Source organism: Pseudomonas sp. NFACC41-3 (genome assembly GCF_900109505.1).
Lineage (GTDB): Bacteria > Pseudomonadota > Gammaproteobacteria > Pseudomonadales > Pseudomonadaceae > Aquipseudomonas > Aquipseudomonas chlororaphis.
In genome coordinates, this window is record NZ_FOAE01000001.1 from 833,364 (window position 1) to 850,594 (window position 17,231).

Annotated in this window: 20 protein-coding genes; 9 read left to right on the top strand and 11 right to left on the bottom strand. The window is 65.0% G+C overall.

The features are described from left to right. Positions 1 to 131 precede the first annotated feature (131 nt). The gene (locus BMY68_RS03830) at positions 132 to 920 is read left to right on the top strand and encodes a DeoR/GlpR family DNA-binding transcription regulator (RefSeq protein ID WP_007924902.1); all 789 of its coding nucleotides are present in this window, start codon (positions 132 to 134) and stop codon (positions 918 to 920) included. A gap of 106 nt (positions 921 to 1,026) precedes the next feature. On the opposite strand, the gene BMY68_RS03835 is transcribed toward BMY68_RS03830, so the two are convergent. Next, the gene (locus tag BMY68_RS03835) at positions 1,027 to 1,968 is read right to left on the bottom strand and encodes a class I SAM-dependent methyltransferase (RefSeq protein WP_085530466.1); all 942 of its coding nucleotides are present in this window, start codon (positions 1,966 to 1,968) and stop codon (positions 1,027 to 1,029) included. 141 nt (positions 1,969 to 2,109) lie between these two features. On the opposite strand from BMY68_RS03835, the gene BMY68_RS30245 reads away from it, so the two are divergent. Continuing rightward, a complete protein-coding gene (locus BMY68_RS30245) occupies positions 2,110 to 2,241 on the top strand; it encodes a hypothetical protein (RefSeq protein WP_256596225.1) in 132 nt (43 codons plus the stop codon). 280 nt (positions 2,242 to 2,521) lie between these two features. After that, positions 2,522 to 4,198 carry an MFS transporter gene (locus BMY68_RS03840; protein WP_009043238.1) on the top strand — a complete coding sequence of 559 codons (1,677 nt, stop codon included), beginning with the start codon at positions 2,522 to 2,524 and terminating at the stop codon, positions 4,196 to 4,198. A 56-nt stretch (positions 4,199 to 4,254) separates the two neighbouring features. On the opposite strand, the gene BMY68_RS03845 is transcribed toward BMY68_RS03840, so the two are convergent. Beyond that, on the bottom strand, positions 4,255 to 4,641 hold the full coding sequence (locus tag BMY68_RS03845) for a VOC family protein (RefSeq protein ID WP_038580070.1): 387 nt from the start codon (positions 4,639 to 4,641) through the stop codon (positions 4,255 to 4,257). A gap of 229 nt (positions 4,642 to 4,870) precedes the next feature. On the opposite strand from BMY68_RS03845, the gene BMY68_RS03850 reads away from it, so the two are divergent. Both BMY68_RS03850 and BMY68_RS03855 read left to right on the top strand, forming a co-directional pair. After that, entirely contained in the window at positions 4,871 to 5,251 is a 381-nt protein-coding gene (locus BMY68_RS03850; protein ID WP_085530467.1) for a RidA family protein, read from the top strand. 124 nt (positions 5,252 to 5,375) lie between these two features. Beyond that, positions 5,376 to 7,364 (top strand): peptidase U32 family protein, encoded by a 1,989-nt coding sequence (locus BMY68_RS03855; protein ID WP_085530468.1) that lies wholly within the window; start codon positions 5,376 to 5,378, stop codon positions 7,362 to 7,364. A 116-nt stretch (positions 7,365 to 7,480) separates the two neighbouring features. Here the strand turns inward: BMY68_RS03855 and BMY68_RS03860 are convergent, their stop codons facing one another. Further along, positions 7,481 to 8,026 (bottom strand): thioesterase family protein, encoded by a 546-nt coding sequence (locus BMY68_RS03860; RefSeq protein ID WP_009043242.1) that lies wholly within the window; start codon positions 8,024 to 8,026, stop codon positions 7,481 to 7,483. Positions 8,027 to 8,132: 106 nt separating this feature from the next. Between BMY68_RS03860 and BMY68_RS03865 the strand changes: the two genes are divergently transcribed. After that, positions 8,133 to 9,098, top strand: coding sequence for a GlxA family transcriptional regulator (locus BMY68_RS03865; protein WP_009043243.1), 966 nt, complete (start codon positions 8,133 to 8,135; stop codon positions 9,096 to 9,098). 122 nt (positions 9,099 to 9,220) lie between these two features. On the opposite strand, the gene BMY68_RS03870 is transcribed toward BMY68_RS03865, so the two are convergent. The 6 genes from BMY68_RS03870 to BMY68_RS03895 form a co-directional block, all read right to left on the bottom strand. Further along, positions 9,221 to 9,661 (bottom strand): GNAT family N-acetyltransferase, encoded by a 441-nt coding sequence (locus BMY68_RS03870; RefSeq protein ID WP_085530469.1) that lies wholly within the window; start codon positions 9,659 to 9,661, stop codon positions 9,221 to 9,223. Positions 9,662 to 9,674: 13 nt separating this feature from the next. After that, entirely contained in the window at positions 9,675 to 10,073 is a 399-nt protein-coding gene (locus BMY68_RS03875; protein ID WP_007924960.1) for a hypothetical protein, read from the bottom strand. Between the two features lie 115 nt (positions 10,074 to 10,188). Next, on the bottom strand, positions 10,189 to 10,554 hold the full coding sequence (locus tag BMY68_RS03880; RefSeq protein WP_009043256.1) for a DUF2784 domain-containing protein: 366 nt from the start codon (positions 10,552 to 10,554) through the stop codon (positions 10,189 to 10,191). 36 nt (positions 10,555 to 10,590) lie between these two features. Then, complete coding sequence (gene pcsA, locus BMY68_RS03885; protein ID WP_007924962.1) at positions 10,591 to 11,310, bottom strand: phosphatidylcholine synthase; 720 nt, start codon at positions 11,308 to 11,310, stop codon at positions 10,591 to 10,593. Between the two features lie 303 nt (positions 11,311 to 11,613). Continuing rightward, on the bottom strand, positions 11,614 to 12,210 hold the full coding sequence (locus BMY68_RS03890) for an NADPH-dependent FMN reductase (protein ID WP_085530470.1): 597 nt from the start codon (positions 12,208 to 12,210) through the stop codon (positions 11,614 to 11,616). Beyond that, positions 12,207 to 13,061, bottom strand: coding sequence for a sterol desaturase family protein (locus BMY68_RS03895; RefSeq protein WP_085530471.1), 855 nt, complete (start codon positions 13,059 to 13,061; stop codon positions 12,207 to 12,209). The genes BMY68_RS03890 and BMY68_RS03895 overlap by 4 nt, the downstream gene beginning before the upstream one ends. A 69-nt stretch (positions 13,062 to 13,130) precedes the next feature. Here BMY68_RS03895 and BMY68_RS03900 point away from each other — a divergent pair, with 69 nt between their 5' ends. Next, complete coding sequence (locus BMY68_RS03900) at positions 13,131 to 14,090, top strand: AraC family transcriptional regulator ligand-binding domain-containing protein (protein ID WP_085530472.1); 960 nt, start codon at positions 13,131 to 13,133, stop codon at positions 14,088 to 14,090. 136 nt (positions 14,091 to 14,226) lie between these two features. After that, positions 14,227 to 15,468, top strand: coding sequence for an MFS transporter (locus BMY68_RS03905; protein WP_062825404.1), 1,242 nt, complete (start codon positions 14,227 to 14,229; stop codon positions 15,466 to 15,468). Here the strand turns inward: BMY68_RS03905 and BMY68_RS03910 are convergent. Then, on the bottom strand, positions 15,465 to 16,091 hold the full coding sequence (locus BMY68_RS03910; protein WP_062825405.1) for a TetR/AcrR family transcriptional regulator: 627 nt from the start codon (positions 16,089 to 16,091) through the stop codon (positions 15,465 to 15,467). The two genes, BMY68_RS03905 and BMY68_RS03910, sit on opposite strands and share 4 nt — an antisense overlap. Before the next feature lie 104 nt (positions 16,092 to 16,195). Between BMY68_RS03910 and BMY68_RS03915 the strand changes: the two genes are divergently transcribed. Next, positions 16,196 to 16,810, top strand: coding sequence for an NAD(P)H-dependent oxidoreductase (locus tag BMY68_RS03915; protein WP_085530473.1), 615 nt, complete (start codon positions 16,196 to 16,198; stop codon positions 16,808 to 16,810). Between the two features lie 55 nt (positions 16,811 to 16,865). Here BMY68_RS03915 and BMY68_RS03920 read toward each other — a convergent pair whose 3' ends face one another. After that, positions 16,866 to 17,183 (bottom strand): DUF2388 domain-containing protein, encoded by a 318-nt coding sequence (locus BMY68_RS03920; protein ID WP_007924983.1) that lies wholly within the window; start codon positions 17,181 to 17,183, stop codon positions 16,866 to 16,868. Between the last annotated feature and the right edge of the window lie 48 nt (positions 17,184 to 17,231).

Genomic DNA, 17,231 nt, shown 5'->3' on the forward strand with positions numbered 1-17,231 from the left:
GGCGGGACGAATTCGCCCCGGTTGCCTCAGTAAAGCAAGCCTGGGCCCGGGCGGCCAATGCGCAGGGCTGGCGTTGTGTTTGGGCAAAGCCTTGGCTAATCTCGCATAAACACGCAAAAGCAGGCATAACCATGCAAAACCAGCATTCCATCGCCGAACTGCCCCATGTGCGCCGGCAGAAGATCCTGTTGCTGCTCGAACGCGACGGCAAGGTCATGGCCTCCGAGCTGGGCCAGCATTTCGCGGTCTCCGAGGACACCATCCGCCGCGACCTGGCGGAACTGGCCGATGCCGGGCTGCTGCAGCGGGTGCACGGCGGCGCGCTGCCACGGCCCAAGGACACCGGCAAGGATGTGTTCACCCGCCTGGGCGAAAGCAGCGAGGTCAAGCGCCACCTGGCCAGGCTCGGCGCGCAGCGGGTGCAGGAAGGGCAGATCGTGATGTTCGACTCGGGCTCGACCACGCTGCTGATCGCCCAGTCGCTACCTGCCGATATCGGCATCACCGCGGTCACCGCTTCGCCGCTGATCGCCGTCGCCCTGGCCGAATACCCGCGCAGCCAGGTGATTCTCGCCGGCGGCCGGCTCAACCCGGCGACCCTGTCCTCCGGTGGCCATGAGGCGGTACGCCTGATCCAGGGCATCCGCGCCGACCTGCTGTTCACCGGGGTGTGCGCGATTCACCCGGAGGTCGGCATCACCTCGCTGCACTTCGATGAGGTACCGGTGAAGCAGGCCTTGCTCGACAGCGCTTCCCAGGTCATCGCGGTGACCACCGCCGACAAGCTCGGCGCGGTGGAACCCTTCGCCGTGGCGCCGTGCAATCGTCTGCATACGCTGATCACCGAGCAGCACCTGGCCTCGGGCAGCATCGAGGACTACCGGCGCCTGGGCATCGAGGTGGTGCAGGCGCCGGTGTGACGGTGGTGGCAAGAGCCGGGAGGTGCTGGGCTTTATCAGGGGCTGGCCTGGGTCGGTGGATGACGAGTTCGGACCTGTGGCAAGCCCGGCCTGAACCGCCGCGGGTTTATTCGACTCGGCGGAACACCAGGGCCTTCAAGCCGCTCTCGATATCGCTATCGGGAAACTCCGGTGGGTTGTCCAGGCGTTGCTCGAAGCGCAGGCCCGGGGCCTCGCGGGTGACGCCGTCGATCAGGAAGTCCGAGCCGACGGCCGGGTCGTTCATGCAGGCCAGCACGCAGCCGTCGGCGGTGAGCAATTCCGGCAGGCGCCGCAGCACCCGGGCGTAGTCCTTGGTCAGCAGGAAGCTGCCTTTCTGGAAGGAAGGCGGGTCGATGATCACCAGGTCGTAGGGCCCGCCGCTTTTCACTTTGCTCCAGGACTTGAACAGGTCGTGGCCGAGAAAACTCACCCGGCTCAGGTCGTGGCCGTTGAGCCGGTGATTGTCGCGGCCACGGCTCAGGGCCGCGCGCGACATGTCGAGGTTGACCACATGGGTCGCGCCGCCTTCGATGGCCGCCACCGAGAAGCCGCAGGTGTAGGCGAACAGGTTCAGCACGCGCTTGCCCCGGGCATTGGCGCGCACCCAGTTGCGACCGTAGCGCATGTCGAGAAACAGGCCGTTGTTCTGCTTCTGGCCCAGGTCCACCCGATAGCGCAGGCCTTCCTCGACCAGGGTCCATTCATCGATAGGTTCGCCTACCAGCCAGTCCACCGGGCTTTGCAGCTGATAACGGTGTTGCAGCAGCAGGGTATGGGCGCCACAGGCCTGCCACTCGGGCGAGGTGCTGAGTGCCAGCAGCAACTGCTTGAGCGCCTCCAGCTGCTGCAGCTCCGGCTCCTTGAACAGCGCCACCAGCACCACGCCCTGCAGCCAGTCGACGGTCAGTTGCTCCAGCCCCGGCCAGCAACGCCCGCGGCCATGGAACAGGCGCCGGGTTTCCGCCGGAGCGCAGGCCAGGGCTGTCAGCAGGTGGTGGTGCAGGGTGGCGAGGGCGTCGGGGTTCATCGAAGGAGGGCCGGCAATAAAAGGGCGGGCATTTTAAACACAAATGCCGCGTGGGGAACGCGGCAAGTCAGTGTCTGGCACCCGTGCCGATGGCTGGGGGCTATGTCGAGCGGGGCTGCCGATCAGGTGTGGAACAGGGCGATGGCAAAGGAAACCACGATCATGCAGGCGACCGCAAAATTGATATTCATGACGTACTTGTCCGACGGTATTGAAGGTGGCGCCATTCTGAAGGCATCGGCGGAAAATGAAAAATCCGCTTTCATGATTTGAATGATCGACGGCCGTGATGATTGGCGGCGGCGTGGCAGGGGGCCGTCAGGCAGCGGGCGAGTGGATATCTGCGCGAAGCTGATTATGCTTCAGGGAAACCTGGCAGCGATGCGAGGCCGTCAGTCTGTTTCCATGCTTTGTGCAATCCGTAGTTCGATGAGCTTCAGTCCGGTGACATCTGTTCAATGAGCTTCAGTTCGATGACATCAGCCCAGGGCCTGGGTGCGGCAAGGGTAGTAAGGCACTCCGGCCTATAACAAGAACAAGACGGAGAACCCTCATGCCGGCAATCGACAGTACAACCACGGGCAGTGCGCCCAACCGCGGGATCACCAGGGAGGAACGCAAGGTCATTTTCGCCTCGTCCCTGGGCACCGTATTCGAGTGGTACGACTTCTACCTCTACGGCTCTCTCGCCGCGATCATCGCCAAGCACTTCTTTGCTGGCGTCAACGAAACCACCTCCTTCATCTTCGCCCTCCTGGCATTCGCCGCGGGCTTTGCCGTGCGACCGTTCGGCGCCATCGTGTTCGGCCGCCTGGGCGACATGATCGGGCGCAAGCACACCTTCCTCATCACCATCGTGATCATGGGTGTCTCCACCGCTGTGGTCGGCCTGCTGCCCAGCTATACGACCATCGGTGTGGCGGCGCCGATCATCCTGATCAGCCTGCGCCTGCTGCAGGGCCTGGCCCTGGGCGGTGAGTACGGTGGGGCGGCGACCTATGTGGCCGAGCATGCCCCCAAGGGCAAGCGCGGCTACTTCACGTCGTGGATCCAGACCACGGCGACCCTGGGCCTGTTCCTGTCGCTGCTGGTGATCCTCGCCTGCCGCACGATCCTCGGCACCGAAGCCTTCGAGGCCTGGGGCTGGCGGATTCCCTTCCTGCTGTCGATCCTGCTGCTGATCGTCTCGGTGTACATCCGCCTGCAACTGAGCGAGTCGCCGGTGTTCCAGAAGATGAAGGCCGAAGGCAAGTCGTCCAAGGCGCCGCTGACCGAGTCCTTCGCCCGCTGGGACAACCTCAAGATCGTGATCATGGCGCTGCTCGGCGGCACCGCCGGCCAGGCGGTGGTCTGGTACACCGGGCAGTTCTACGCGCTGTTCTTCCTGCTGCAGACGCTCAAGATCGACCCGCAGACCGCCAACCTGCTGATCGCCGGCTCGCTGCTGATCGGCACGCCGTTCTTCATCCTGTTCGGCAGCCTGTCGGACCGCATCGGCCGAAAGGGCATCATCATGGCCGGTTGTGTCCTCGCGGCGCTGACCTACTTTCCGATCTTCAAGGCGCTGACCGAATACGGTAACCCCGAGGTGTTCAGCGCCCAGGAGCGCAACCCGGTCACGGTGATCGCCGATCCTAGCCAGTGCTCGTTCCAGTTCGACCCGGTGGGCAAGGCCAAATTCACCAGTTCCTGCGACCTGGCCAAGAGCGTGCTGGCGAAGAAAGCCATCCCTTACGCGAACGAGAAGGCCGAGCCCGGCGCCGTGGCGCGGATCCGGATCGGCGACAAGGTGCTGCCGAGCTTCGAAGGCACCGGCATGCCGGCCGTCGACTTCAAGGCGCAGAACGATGCCTTCGTCGCCACCCTGGGCAGCGCCCTCAAGGACGCCGGCTACCCCGAGAAGGCCGACCCGGCCAAGACCAACTACCCGGCGGTGCTGGCATTGCTGACCCTGCTGGTGATCTACGTGACCATGGTCTACGGCCCGATCGCCGCCTGGCTGGTGGAGCTGTTCCCGGCGCGCATCCGCTACACCTCGATGTCGCTGCCATATCACATCGGCAACGGCTGGTTCGGCGGCTTCCTGCCGACGGTGGCGTTCGCCATGGTGGCGGCCACCGGGGACATCTACTACGGGCTCTGGTACCCGATCGTCATCGCGGTGATGACGGCGATCCTGGGCACCTTGTTCCTGCCGGAAACCAAGGACCGGGACATTCACCACACCTGAAGGTCTTCACCCGTCCTCTCCCGCAAGGGAGAGGGCTTTCAGCGCACCGCGCCGGTTCAGTTCTGCTGGACGATCTGGATCAGGTTGCCGCAGGTGTCGTCGAAGACCGCGAGGGTCACCGGGCCGGCGACCGTCGGCGGCCGGGTGAACTGCACGCCCAGGGCGCTCAGCCGGGCATATTCGGCGTGCACATCCTCGACTCCGAAAAAGGTGAAAGGGATGCCATCGCGTTTCAGTGCCGAGGTGAATGGCTTGGCGGCCGGGTGGGCGTCGGGCTCCAGCAGCAATTCGACGCCGTCGGGGTCGCCGGGGGAGGTCAGCGTCAGCCAGCGATGCTCGCCCATGGCGATGTCGTGCTTGAGCTGAAAACCCAGCACATCCCGGTAGAAGGCCAGGGCCTTGGCCTGGTCGTCGACGACCACGCTGGTGATGACGATCTTCATGGGTTTGTTCTCCGTATTGATGCGCGAATGGCCAGCAGGATATCGAGGGTCTGTCGGCGATAAATGCCTGACAGGGATAATAGTCGGGCAGCAGCGTCGCCCTCGCCCTGGAGTGTTACAGGCTGCCACCGGGCGAGGAGGGCGGGCCGGGTTTTCCCGCCGATTCGCGCACGACCCGGCGCCGGGGCTGTAAACTGGCGCCCTTTATCCCCTCGAACAAGAGAGCCCCATGGCCAACCACGATATCGATTTCATTCCCGATCCCGACGCGGACTCCATCTCTTCCGACGTTGCCGGTTTCGCCGGCATCCTGGTCTCCACCCAGATCCCCACCCGCGCCGACGGCAGCCTGGAGCTGGGCGACATCACTGCGCAGAGCGCGTGCACCCTGCAGGCGCTCAAGGTGGCCCTGGAAAAGGCCGGCAGCTCCATGGACCGGGTCCTGCACCTGACCATCTACCTCACCGACATGGCCGACCGCGCGGCGTTCAACGAGGTCTACCAGCGCTTCTTCGCCAAGCCCTGGCCGGTGCGCGCCGCCGTTGGCGTGGCGTCCCTGGCGGTCGAAGGCATGCGCGTGGAAGTCACCGCGATGGCGGCCAAGGGCTGAGTTTGCGGCGTTATCCGGTGGTGCCGCTCGGCGAGTGGGCGCCACCGGGCAGTACACGGGTGCCGGTCAGGCGTTTCGCCGCTACAATGCGCGCCTCGACCGTGACAAGCCTGACTAAAAAAATATGTCCTTGCCCAAGCATCACCTGGAATTGCTCAGCCCTGCCCGCGATGTCGCCATCGCCCGCGAGGCCATCCTGCATGGCGCCGACGCCGTGTACATCGGCGGCCCGAGCTTCGGCGCGCGCCACAACGCCTGCAACGAAGTGAGCGAAATCGCCGAGCTGGTGGAGTTCGCCCGCCGTTACCACGCGCGGATCTTCACCACCATCAACACCATCCTCCACGACAACGAGCTGGAGCCGGCGCGCAAGCTGATCCACCAGCTGTACGACGCGGGCGTCGATGCGTTGATCGTCCAGGACCTGGGCGTGATGGAGCTGGACATTCCGCCGATCGAGCTGCACGCCAGCACCCAGACCGATATCCGCACCCTGGCCCGGGCCAAGTTCCTCGACCAGGCCGGCTTCTCGCAACTGGTCCTGGCCCGCGAGCTGAACCTGCAGGAAATCCGCGCCATCGCCGACGAGACCGACGCGGCGATCGAGTTCTTCATCCACGGCGCGCTGTGCGTGGCCTTCTCCGGCCAGTGCAACATCTCCCATGCGCAGACAGGCCGCAGCGCCAACCGTGGCGACTGCTCCCAGGCCTGCCGCCTGCCGTACACCCTCAAGGACGAAAAGGGCGGGGTGATTGCCTACGAGAAGCACCTGCTGTCGATGAAGGACAACAACCAGAGCGCCAACATCCGCGCCCTGGTGGAGGCCGGCGTGCGTTCGTTCAAGATCGAAGGGCGCTACAAGGACATGGGCTACGTGAAGAACATCACCGCCTATTACCGCCAGCGCCTGGACGACGTGCTCGAAGACCGTATCGACCTGGCCCGCGCTTCCAGCGGCCGCACCGCGCACTTCTTCCTGCCCGACCCGGAAAAGACTTTCCACCGCGGCAGCACCGATTATTTCGTCACCGATCGCAAGATCGACATTGGCGCCTTCGACTCACCGACCTTTACCGGCCTGCCGGTGGGCGTGGTCGAGAAGGTCGCCAAGCGCGACCTGCAAGTGGTGACCCATGAGCCGCTGTCCAACGGCGACGGCCTCAACGTGCTGGTCAAGCGCGAAGTGGTGGGTTTCCGCGCCAACATCGCCGAGCCCAAGGGCGAGTTCGAAGAGGACGGCGAGAAGCGCTATCGCTATCGCGTCGAGCCTAACGAGATGCCGGAAGGCCTGTACAAGCTGCGGCCGAACCACCCGCTGAACCGAAACCTCGATCACAACTGGCAGCAGGCCCTGCAGAAGACTTCGTCCGAGCGTCGCGTGGCCCTGAGCTGGGTCGCGCGCCTGCGCGAAGAACAGCTGGAAGTGACCGCGACCAGCGAAGAAGGCATCAGCGCCAGCGTGACCCTGAACGGCCCGTTCGGCGTCGCCAACAAGCCGGAACAGGCGCTGGAGCAGCTGCGCGACCTGCTCGGCCAGCTCGGCACCACGCAGTACCACGCCATCGACATCAAGCTCGATGCGCCGCGGGCATTCTTCATCCCCAACTCGCAGCTCAAGGCCTTGCGCCGGGAAGTGATCGAAGCCTTGACCGCCGCGCGGATCGCCGCTCACCCGCGTGGCAGCCGCAAGGCCGAGACCACGCCGCCACCGGTGTACCCGGAATCGCATCTGTCGTTCCTGGCCAACGTCTACAACCAGAAGGCCCGCGATTTCTATCACCGCCATGGGGTGAAGCTGATCGATGCGGCCTACGAGGCCCACGAAGAGGCCGGCGAAGTGCCGGTGATGATCACCAAGCACTGCCTGCGTTTCTCCTTCAACCTGTGCCCGAAACAGGCCAAGGGCGTCACCGGCGTGCGCACCAAGGTGGCGCCGATGCAGCTGATTCACGGTGACGAAGTGCTGACCCTGAAGTTCGACTGCAAGCCGTGCGAGATGCACATCATCGGCAAGATGAAAGGCCACATCCTCAACATGCCGCAACCGGGCAGCGTGGTCGGCCACATCAGCCCCGAAGACCTGCTCAAGACCATCCCCCGCGCCCCGCACTGAGTGACGGGCGGGCGCGGTGCCATTACGGCGTCGCGCTCGCTCAAGCGCTGGCTGTCGCGCATCAACGCCATTGTCGACCTGGGTCGGCCATGGCGTTGTTGTTTCTGCGAACCGCCTTAACGCGCTGGATCTTCCTCGGCGCGCAACTGAACACTCATATCGTCGCAGCTTTGCGACCAGTCTTGCAGCCACTGTGGCAACTCGGGCGATATGTCTATGCCCAGTTCGTGGACGAACTCGCCGGGGGCAATCGTGCCTTTGGCCGAGCGGAACAGCCCGCGCATCACCACCACGCCGATCACCCGGCCTTTGCTCACGAAGCGGTGTTCCATAAAGCTCCATTTCTCGTCCCAGCCGAGGATCCGGCTGTGGATCTCGAAGGCTTCGAACAGCTTCAGTTCACGGCGGAACTTGCCCCACACATCGCCAACGATCGGCACGGCCCTGTGGCGCAGGGCCACGCGATAGGCGCCGCTGCGCAGGACAAAATCCATGCGCCCGAGGTCGGCCAGGGTGAAGTAGCGGCCATTGGTGACGTGGCGGTTGAGGTCGAGGTCGAGCGGCCAGACGCGCATGCGCACGACGGTGGTGGCCAGGCCTTCGACCGGCTTGCGCCACGGACGACGAAACAGCATGAGCAGCATGCGGAACCAGAGATTCATGAGTACACCGATGATTGAAAGGATGGCCGCACTTTAGGCAAGGGGGATCGGCTAAGCTAGGTGCGCAAATGACATTTTTCATGCGAAAAGCGCAACGGAATCCACTATGCACGTCACCTTGCTTCTGGCCGATCACTGTTCCGCCGCCAGCGCCACCCTGGCCCTGGAAGTCCTGAGCGCCGCCAACCTGTTCGCCGACAGCGCCAGCGCGCCGTTCGAGGTGGTGGTCGCTTCGCTGGATGGCGCCGATGTCAGCGCCTGGGGCGGGCAGGCGCTGCGGGTGCAGCGTTCGGTGGCCGAGATCGCCCGGACCGACCTGGTGCTGATCCCCGGTTTTCTCTTCACCTTGAAGGAAGCCTTGCCGGCATTTGCCAGGCATGGGCCCTGGTTGCGGCAACAGCATGCCCAAGGCGCGGTGCTGGCCTCGATGTGCACCGCCACCTTCCTGCTGGCCGAAGCCGGCCTATTGAAGGGCGCCCGCGCCACCACCCACTGGGCTTTTGCCGAGCTGTTCCGGCGGCGTTATGCCGGGGTCGAGCTGGACGAGGGGCAGCTCCTCTGCGAGGACGATCGCCTGATCACCAGCGGCGGCGCGAGCGCGGCCATGGACCTGCTGCTGCATTTGGTGCGGCGTTTCGCGTCCCTGGAGCTGGCGCAGAAGTGCGGTAAGTACCTGCTGATCGACAAGGTGCGCAGCGAGCAGTCGGTCTATGTCATGTGGTCGTTGCCCAAGAGCCACGGCGATGGCGAGATCCTGCGGGTGCAGGACTGGCTGGAGGAACACTTCGACCAGCCGCTGCTGATCGACGACACGGCCCGGCGCTTCGGCTTTGGCGTGCGGAACTTCAAGCGCCGCTTCAAGGAGGCCACCGGCTACACGCCCCTGGCCTATCTGCAGACCCTGCGCCTGGAAAAGGCCAAGGAGCTGCTGGAATCCACGCGCATGACCCTGGACAGCATCACCTACAAGGTGGGCTACGAAGACAGCAACTCGTTTCGCCGGCTGTTCCAGCAACGGGTCGGCCTGCTGCCGGCGGCGTACCGCAAGAAGTTCCAGGCCGGTGCGAGTTGATTCGTAGGCGAGTGCCGAAGCTTGCGCTTCTGTAGGAGCGCAGCTTGCGCGCGAAGAACGCTAACGCGATGGGGCAGGCGTTCGGCGGCGTGGCCAGCGCGGGCCTAGGCAGCCCTGGCCGCCTACAAAACCTTGCTCATAAAGACCCGGCTGCTGCCTTCGGGATCGCAGGCGACCTCGCCGAAGCGTTGCCAGCCGTGTTTTTCATAGAACGACGGCGCCTGGAAGCTCAGGGTGTAGAGCACGGCCGAGCGGCAGCCGCGGCGCCGGCCTTCGTCTTCGCAAGCCTGCAGCAGTCGGGCGCCGAGGCCCGCGCCGCGCAGGCTGTCGGGCAGGTAGAACAGGTCGATGAACAACAGGCCCAGGGAGGTGCGGCCGCTGATGCCGCCCAGGACCTGGCCGGTCTCCGGGTCCTTGAGTTCCACGGCCAGCGGCTGGCGATCGTTGTAGCCGGTCATCTGCTCATTGAAGGTGGCGAGACCGATGTCGAGCAGGGTTTCGAAGGTGCTGTCGAGCGTGTCGCTGATAACGATCAAGGGGTTGGTCGTGACGATGGGTTTCATAGGGGATTCCAGTTCAGGCGTCGCGCAACAGGTCGTGGGCGTCGAGCAGGCGGTAGGCGATTTCCGGGTTCTTTTCCAGGCCGCGGCGGATGGCGGCGGGGATCGATTGGCGGGTCTTGCGGCACAGGCCCGGCAGTTCATCGAGCTGGATGGCGATGCCGCGCATGCTGCGCACTTCGTTGAAGCTGGGGGCGATCTGTACGCGGATGCCCAGCAGTTCGTACATCCGTCGCTGCATGTGTTCGAGGTCGCTCAGGCTTTGCAGGTTTTCCAGCCGCTCGAGCAGGCGCTTTTCTTCCTGGCGGGTCAGGCCGAGGATGCGCAGGTCGGTGCCAGGGGTTTGCAGCAGGCGCTCGCGCTCGCAATCGCAGGCGCCGGGAGGGCAGGGCTGGCGGATCTGGAAATCGGGCATCTATGGACTCCACTCGAAGCGATCGCGGATCGCCGTTGCCCATGGGGTTGCCTGGAAATATACACAGACGGGGCAGGCTGTGGCGCGGGATTCGCCAGCCACGCCGTCGGTTTTTTCAAGGCTGCCGGCGCCGCCACAACAGGCGCCCGTAGACCAGAGCGTTGATCAGCAGCACCAGCGCGCCGAGGCCCAGCTGGATCTGCGGCGTCAGCCCGGCCGGGTAGATCAGCGGGATCAGGTAGTGTTCGATGAAACCGTCGCCATACCCCTGCTGGCCGGCGCCGTGGCGCAGGCGGTTTTCCCACTCGGTCAGCGGGCAGGGCAGGTGGAAGACTTCGACCGCCACGCCCCAGGTCGCGGCGGGCAGGTGCAGCCAGGCCAGGCGCGGCCACTTGAGCACCAGCAGGCCGCCGAAGAGTACGAACAGGATAAAGGCCAAGTGCAGCGATACCAGGGCGTCAGCGGCGAAGCGGTAGAGCATGTCGAGTCTCGTTGCGGTCAGGGATACAGCAGTGGTTCAGGTTCGCGCGCGGTCGAACCAGCCCAGCGCGGTGCGCCAGATGCAGATGCCCAGGAAGTACGCCGACATGGCCAGCCACAAGCCCATCACCCACGGGCCATTGTAGGGATGGTTGATCACCAGCGATAGGCTGCACAGCAGCCAGATGGCGGTCACCGCGATATTCACCGGCATGAAGCGGCGCACGCGGAAGGGGTGGAGGAATTTCATCCGGGTCAGGGTCAGCAGCGCCAGGACCACGATGCTCGACAGGCTTAGCCAGGGTGTCGGGGCAAGGATGTACAGCGCCAGCGCCACCACGTTCCAGGCCGCGGGAAAGCCGACGAAATAGTTGTCCTTGCTCTTCATGTTGACGTTGCAGAAGCAGAACAGCGACGACACCAGGATCACCGAGGTCGCCAGCAGCGCGCTGTAGTCCGGCAGCGGGATGTAGCGATAGATGAACAGCGCCGGGATGAACACATAGGTCAGGTAGTCGATCACCAGGTCCAGCACCGAGCCGTCGAAATGCGGCAGCACCGACTGCACATTAACCTTGCGCGCCAGCGAGCCGTCGACCCCATCGACGATCAGCGCCACGCCCAGCCACAGCAGGCAGGCCTTGGGCTGGTTGTCGAACAGCGCCAGGGTGGCGAGAAAGGCCGTGACCACGCCGGTCGCGGTGAAACCATGGGCGCCCCAGGCTTTGAGACTGGCGATGTGTCGGGTCGTTATCACGGGCGTTCTCCAGGAAATGAAACCAGCCATACGACGCCCCATTGGAAGAAACGGGGGCTTATCGCCAAACCTGGCCAGATTGCATCTATCGACCGGGCAGGCGGCGATAAGGTTCACCCTTGCCCGTGTCTTTGTCAGGCCGCTCATGGACTTGCCCGCGTGCAGCAGGGCGCCCAAGCCCGTGACGGCTCCTAAGACTGTAGCCACAGTTTGGCGGGGAAGGGCCCTGGCGAAAGCGAATTTCTTCACGGCGCCGGGGAGGCAGGGCGCCTCGCCGGAGCGGTCACTTCCTGTATTGCGTGGCTACATTCCGTTGGCGAAGGGCACGGCGCGGATATCGATGCGCGAGCGCAGGTGCTTCAGCGCGCCGGCGTATTCGGCCAGGACTTCCAGGCTCCAGTCGGCGCGGGCGCGCAGGTGGCGTTCTTCAGGCGTGGGCTCGGAATGCGCATTGAATACGCCTTCCACCTGGCGAACGATCAGCTGTTCCGGCAGGTAGCAGATCCGGCAGTTCTTGTAGCTGGAGGCCCGCAGTTCGGCGAGCGGGTAGGCGCCGCCCAGGCCGGCCGAGACCCCGACCAGCAATGCCGGCTTGTGCCCCAGCTCGGTGTGGCCGGCATACACGAAGAAGTTCTTGATGGCCGGGCAGGCCATGCCGTTCCACTCCGGTGTCACCACCACCAGCGCGTCTGCCTGGAGCAAGCTGGCCGAGTACTGGCTCCAGGCGCTGTTCGAGTCCGGGCTTGGCCAGAGCGGCAAGGGCGAGCGCCCGAGGTCGAGCAGCGTGACCTGCTCGCAGAGTTTCAGTTGGCGCAGGCGTTGGCCCAGGTAATGGGCAACCTTGGCCGACTGGCTGGCGAGCTGGCTGGAGCCGGCGAGCAGCGCGATATGCAGGCTCATTGCGCCACCTCCTGCTTGGCTTCGGGACGCGCCACGGGTTTGGGCGAGCGCACCAGCGGCCAGAACAGTTCCTGCTGCCAGCTGATGGGACGCAAATCTTCGATGCCATAGGCGGTGGGGCGGCGGCGGGTGATTTTCGCGGTGCCGAACAGCACATCCCAGAAGAACAGCAGATTGCCGAAATTGCCTTTGTAATGGGTCACCCCGTCATGGGCGTTCAGGCCGTGGTGGGCGGAGTGGGTGGAAGGGGTCGAGATGGTCCGCTCCAGCAGCCACATCAGCGGGCGCAGGGCCGGGATGCGATAGAGCCTGTCGTCCCAGGCGACGCTGCTGTGGGCGGCGAAGATCACCGTCATCTTGACGATCAGGTAGCCGTAGTAGACCGGCGCCAGGCCCAGGTAGATGAGCACGCCGGAGAGCCAGATGCCCGGCATCAGCAGGTAATAGAAGCTGTTGTTGCGGTAGACGATGCGGATGCTCATGTACGGCGCCGAATGGTGCGCGCGGTGCAGCGCGTAGAGGAACGGCAGGCGGTGGGTCAGGCGATGCCACCAGTACTGGGTCATGTCATCGAGCAACAGGAACAGGGCCGCGCCCGCCACCCAGTGCAAGTCGCCCAGGCTGTTCTTCAGGGACGGCGCGAAGGTGTCGAGCAGCAGGGTGCTGAGGAACATCACCAGGGGGAAGGTGAGGCCCAGCAATAGCGAGGAACCGATGATCTCGATCAGCACATCGCGACGCTGACCCTTGGGTTGGCGAAAGCAGGTACAGGCGATTTCCAGGAGGATGAAACCGAGGAAAATCCCGGCCACGACCAGGATTGGATTGTTGGCGAGCATTGTTGTATTCATGGCAATCTCGAGTCAGGCCCGACATGGGCATTGCCCGAACAATAAGAAACCAAGAGCTGCCCGGACCCTATGCGCGAACTGGACAAAAACACTGGCGAAGGGGCCAATCAGCCGGTCCGCCGTTTTCACCGGGGCCAGCTCGGCCGGGTGCTGGAGCGGGTCCTGCAACGCCAGACCCGCGGCGACCGCCAGGATTACAACTTGCTGGAACTGGAACAGTTGTGGCGCCTGGCGGCGGAGCGCGACCCGGCCATCGGCCTGCACCTGTTCGGCGAATTCACCCCCCAGGACCTGCACGTACTGGCCTACATCTGCCTGTACTGCCCGGACGTGCGCGGCGCCATGCAATGCTGGGCCGACTACGCCGCGCTGGCCTCGGACATGGACAGCCTGAAGCTGGTCAGCGACGGCGATCTGCTCGGTGTCGAACTGTGCATCGACGCGCCCGCCAGGCTGACCCGCTACGTAGTGGAGCATTACTGCGTCATGGCCCTGACCCAGATCCGCCACGGCACCGGGCAACCCGTGCGACCGGTGCGCGCCTGCTTCAGCCATTCGCGACCGGCTTACCACGAGGAATATCGCCAGTGGTTCGGCGACAACCTCGAATTCGACTGCCCGCACAACTGCCTGTACTACGACCAGGCCACCTTGCGCCTGCCGCTGCTGACGCGCCACGCCGGCATGCAGGCGTTGTTGCGCAGCGAGCTGGACCGCCGCCTGGCCCAGCGCCTGCAACTGGCCGGCTGGACCGGCAAGGTCGCGGCCAGCATGCGCGACAGCCTGGCCCGTGGCGTGGTGCCGAGCCTGGAGAACCAGGCCGAGGCGCTGTACCAGAGCCCGCGCACCTTGCGTCGGCGCCTGGAGGAGCAGGGCATGACCTTTCGCCAGTTGCTCGATCAGGTCCGCGCCGAGCTGGAGCAGCAACTGGAGTTTCTCGGCGAGAGCCGCGCCCAGATGGCGGCCCAGCTGGGTTACGGCGACCTCGCGGCGTACCTGCATGCCCGCAAGCGCTGGAAGCGCGACTGAATCCATCAGGCTCGCGGCATCACCGCAGGCGTTGCGCGGATTCCTTAAAGGAATCCACTGCATAAAAAACATGAATTTTATTTATCGCAATCGAGCCTGTAGCGTGGCCCCGTCCCTGACCGATGGAGCGCCCCCAATGTCCACCCCGCAGCCGCTGTCTCCCGCCGAACGCTACTGGCAGCGCAACCTCGCGGTGTGCGCCCTGGGGGCGTTCACCACCATTGTCGCGATGACCCTGCTGCTGCCGTTCCTGCCGTTGTACGTCGAGCAACTGGGGGTCAGCGATCCGGCGGCCATCGTCCAGTGGTCCGGCGTGGCGTTTGGCGCGACCTTCCTGTCGGCGGCGATCACCGCGCCCTTGTGGGGCCGCCTGGGTGACCGCTATGGGCGCAAGCTGATGCTGATCCGCGCCAGCCTCGGCATGGCCGTGGCCATGTCGCTGATCGGTCTGGCGGAGAACGTCTGGCAACTGGTGTTGCTGCGTCTGCTGGCGGGCTTGCTGGGCGGCTATGCCTCGGGGGCGACCATCCTGGTCGCCACGCAAACCCCCAAGGCGCGCTCCGGCTGGGCGTTGGGCGTGCTGTCCTCGGGGATCATGGCCGGCAGCCTGGCCGGGCCATTGGTGGGTGGTCTGCTGCCGCCGCTGATCGGCATCCGCAACACCTTCTTCATCGCCGGGGCGGTGATCTTCGTGACCTTCCTGGCCACCACCTTTCTGCTGCAGGAGGCGCCGCGCGAGCCGCGCCCGGCCACGCAAAAGGGCCAGGCGCCGGACAACTCCTGGGCGTCCGTAGCGGACAAAAAAACGGTATTGAGTATGTTCGCGGTGGCCTGCCTGCTGATGTTCGCGACCATGTCCATCGAGCCGATCATCACCGTGTACCTGCAGGAACTGCGGGCGGAAAACGTCACCCTGATGGCGGGGCTGGTGATGTCCGCCGCGGCCCTGGGCAGCATTATTTCCGCGTCGCAGCTGGGCAAGCTGGCCGACCGTATCGGCCACTGGCGGGTGCTGACTGTGTGCCTGGCCGCCGCGGCACTGCTGCTGATTCCCCAGGCGCTGGTCAGCGCACCCTGGCAACTGGTGCTGCTGCGCTTTCTCATGGGCCTGGCGTTGGGCGGGCTGTTGCCTTGCATCTCCAGCATCATTCGCCATTCGGTGCCGGAAAACATCGCCGGGCGGATGCTCGGCTACTCGACCTCCAGCCAGTACGTCGGGCAGGTGCTCGGCCCCCTGGCCGGGGGCTTTCTCGGTGGGCACTTCGGCATGCGCACGGTGTTTGTCGGCACCTGCGGCGTCATGGCCTTGTGCGCTCTGGTCACCTGGTGGTTCGGCTCGATGAAACCTGCCGTGGCGGTGGCAGGCGAAGCCGGTTAGACCGGGCCGGCGCCACGCCGCGCACTGCGCTCGACCATGGCGACGATGCTGTCGAACAGCTCGTCGCGGGCCTGCTCGCGGCTGATTTCTCCGGTGGCCGCGGCATGGGACAGCGCCTCGGCCGCCCCGAGCATCGCCCGCAGGCCAGCCGTGGCTATGGTCCCGGGCGCCGCGAAGGGGGCGAGGGCGGCGCGGCATTTTTCCAGGAAGATCAGCTCGTACTCCTCCTTGATCCGCGCCAGTTCCGGCGAACTGGCCAGCGCGGCGATCACCCCCGGGATCTCGCGGCCCTGGGTCAGGACGCAGTCGACATAAGAGCCGGCGATGACCGCTGCGCGGCTGGCCAGGGTCGCTTCGCTGCGGTCCAGGGCGGCGTCCATCAGCAATGTCTGGCGGGCATCGAAGTCCTGGTACAGCGCCGCCAGCAATCCTGCGCGGGTGACGAAATGGTCATAGACCACCGGCTTGGTCACCCCGGCCTGTTCGGCGAGGCGGCCCAGGGTCAGGGCTTCGGTGCCTTCCGCGCCGATCAATTGCCAGGCCACTTCCAGCAACTGTTGCAGGCGCTCTTCGCGGGACAGGCGGCGACGGGGGGGTGAAGTCTCGGAGGGGGTGCTTGACATGCTTATATACCAAAAGTAACTTACTGTTCGTAACTTACCAAAAGTATATAGGGCCTGGTTGCCGCCCTCAATCCAATTTGCCTCCATCGGCAGGAGTCTTCGCCATGCATGCGCTTATCGTTGTCGCCCACCATGATCCCCGCTCCCTCAGCCACAGCCTGGCGGCCCAGGTTGCCCAGGGGCTTGGGCCGTCCCACTCGTTCGAGATCGCCGACCTGTTCGCCGAGGCGTTCGACCCACGCTTCAACGTCGCCGACCACGCGGTCCACCGCCGGCAGGAGCAGCCACCGGCCGACGTGCTGGCCGAGCAGGCGCGCATCGACCGCGCCGATGCGCTGGTGCTGGTCTATCCGGTGTACTGGTGGTCGATGCCGGCGCTGCTCAAGGGCTGGATCGACCGGGTGTTCGCCAACGGCTGGGCATTCGATTTCAACCTCGAAGCCAATCGCTTTGAGAAGAAACTCGGGCATCTGCGGGTGCATCTGCTTGGCGTCGGTGGGGCCGATGCCGGCACTTACGGGCGCCACGGCTACGAGGCGGCGATGAAGACCCAGATCGACCACGGGATCTTCGACTACTGCGGGGCGCGGGTGCTGACCTCGGAGCTGCTGCTGGAATCGGAAAGCCAGGATCCGGCGCTGCATCTGCGCACGGCCCGGGCCATCGGTCGCGATCTGTTCAGCCGCGCCAGCGCCGCCGCGGCGGTTCAGGCGGGATGAGGGGGGATAAGGCTCCGCGACGTCCCGGTCGCGGAGCGCAGGACGGCTTCGGCCGTCAGTGCCCGGCGGGCTGCGCCTGTTGAGTGAGGATCGCCCTGGCCAGTTCTTCATCGCTGGCGTTGAGGCCTGGGTTTTCCTGACGGATTTTCTGCAGCACCGACTCCAGGTAGACGCCACGGATGGCGCCGCCGCTGGCGACGAAGCTGGAGGCGTCGTCACGGGCGGGAATCACCATCTTGTCGTCCTTGAAGGTCGAGTACAGTGAGGCGGAAACCCCTGCGGAGGTGGCGACATCACCCGCATCGACACGGGCCATGGCTGAACCTGCGGGCAGACAGAGCAACAACGAAGAAACGAGTAATAGGCGGCGCATGGGGGCGTCCTCCGACAGCGTGAAGCGAAAAGGAAGTACTACACAATC

What these genes read in the sequence shown, in the direction of transcription:
- BMY68_RS03830 (WP_007924902.1), top strand. Translation starts at nt 132, where the DNA reads ATGCAAAACCAGCATTCCATCGCCGAACTGCCCCATGTGCGCCGGCAG.
- BMY68_RS03835 (WP_085530466.1), bottom strand. Translation starts at nt 1,968, where the DNA reads ATGAACCCCGACGCCCTCGCCACCCTGCACCACCACCTGCTGACAGCC.
- BMY68_RS30245 (WP_256596225.1), top strand. Translation starts at nt 2,110, where the DNA reads ATGGCAAAGGAAACCACGATCATGCAGGCGACCGCAAAATTGATATTC.
- BMY68_RS03840 (WP_009043238.1), top strand. Translation starts at nt 2,522, where the DNA reads ATGCCGGCAATCGACAGTACAACCACGGGCAGTGCGCCCAACCGCGGG.
- BMY68_RS03845 (WP_038580070.1), bottom strand. Translation starts at nt 4,641, where the DNA reads ATGAAGATCGTCATCACCAGCGTGGTCGTCGACGACCAGGCCAAGGCC.
- BMY68_RS03850 (WP_085530467.1), top strand. Translation starts at nt 4,871, where the DNA reads ATGGCCAACCACGATATCGATTTCATTCCCGATCCCGACGCGGACTCC.
- BMY68_RS03855 (WP_085530468.1), top strand. Translation starts at nt 5,376, where the DNA reads ATGTCCTTGCCCAAGCATCACCTGGAATTGCTCAGCCCTGCCCGCGAT.
- BMY68_RS03860 (WP_009043242.1), bottom strand. Translation starts at nt 8,026, where the DNA reads ATGAATCTCTGGTTCCGCATGCTGCTCATGCTGTTTCGTCGTCCGTGG.
- BMY68_RS03865 (WP_009043243.1), top strand. Translation starts at nt 8,133, where the DNA reads ATGCACGTCACCTTGCTTCTGGCCGATCACTGTTCCGCCGCCAGCGCC.
- BMY68_RS03870 (WP_085530469.1), bottom strand. Translation starts at nt 9,661, where the DNA reads ATGAAACCCATCGTCACGACCAACCCCTTGATCGTTATCAGCGACACG.
- BMY68_RS03875 (WP_007924960.1), bottom strand. Translation starts at nt 10,073, where the DNA reads ATGCCCGATTTCCAGATCCGCCAGCCCTGCCCTCCCGGCGCCTGCGAT.
- BMY68_RS03880 (WP_009043256.1), bottom strand. Translation starts at nt 10,554, where the DNA reads ATGCTCTACCGCTTCGCCGCTGACGCCCTGGTATCGCTGCACTTGGCC.
- BMY68_RS03890 (WP_085530470.1), bottom strand. Translation starts at nt 12,210, where the DNA reads ATGAGCCTGCATATCGCGCTGCTCGCCGGCTCCAGCCAGCTCGCCAGC.
- BMY68_RS03895 (WP_085530471.1), bottom strand. Translation starts at nt 13,061, where the DNA reads ATGAATACAACAATGCTCGCCAACAATCCAATCCTGGTCGTGGCCGGG.
- BMY68_RS03900 (WP_085530472.1), top strand. Translation starts at nt 13,131, where the DNA reads ATGCGCGAACTGGACAAAAACACTGGCGAAGGGGCCAATCAGCCGGTC.
- BMY68_RS03905 (WP_062825404.1), top strand. Translation starts at nt 14,227, where the DNA reads ATGTCCACCCCGCAGCCGCTGTCTCCCGCCGAACGCTACTGGCAGCGC.
- BMY68_RS03910 (WP_062825405.1), bottom strand. Translation starts at nt 16,091, where the DNA reads ATGTCAAGCACCCCCTCCGAGACTTCACCCCCCCGTCGCCGCCTGTCC.
- BMY68_RS03915 (WP_085530473.1), top strand. Translation starts at nt 16,196, where the DNA reads ATGCATGCGCTTATCGTTGTCGCCCACCATGATCCCCGCTCCCTCAGC.
- BMY68_RS03920 (WP_007924983.1), bottom strand. Translation starts at nt 17,183, where the DNA reads ATGCGCCGCCTATTACTCGTTTCTTCGTTGTTGCTCTGTCTGCCCGCA.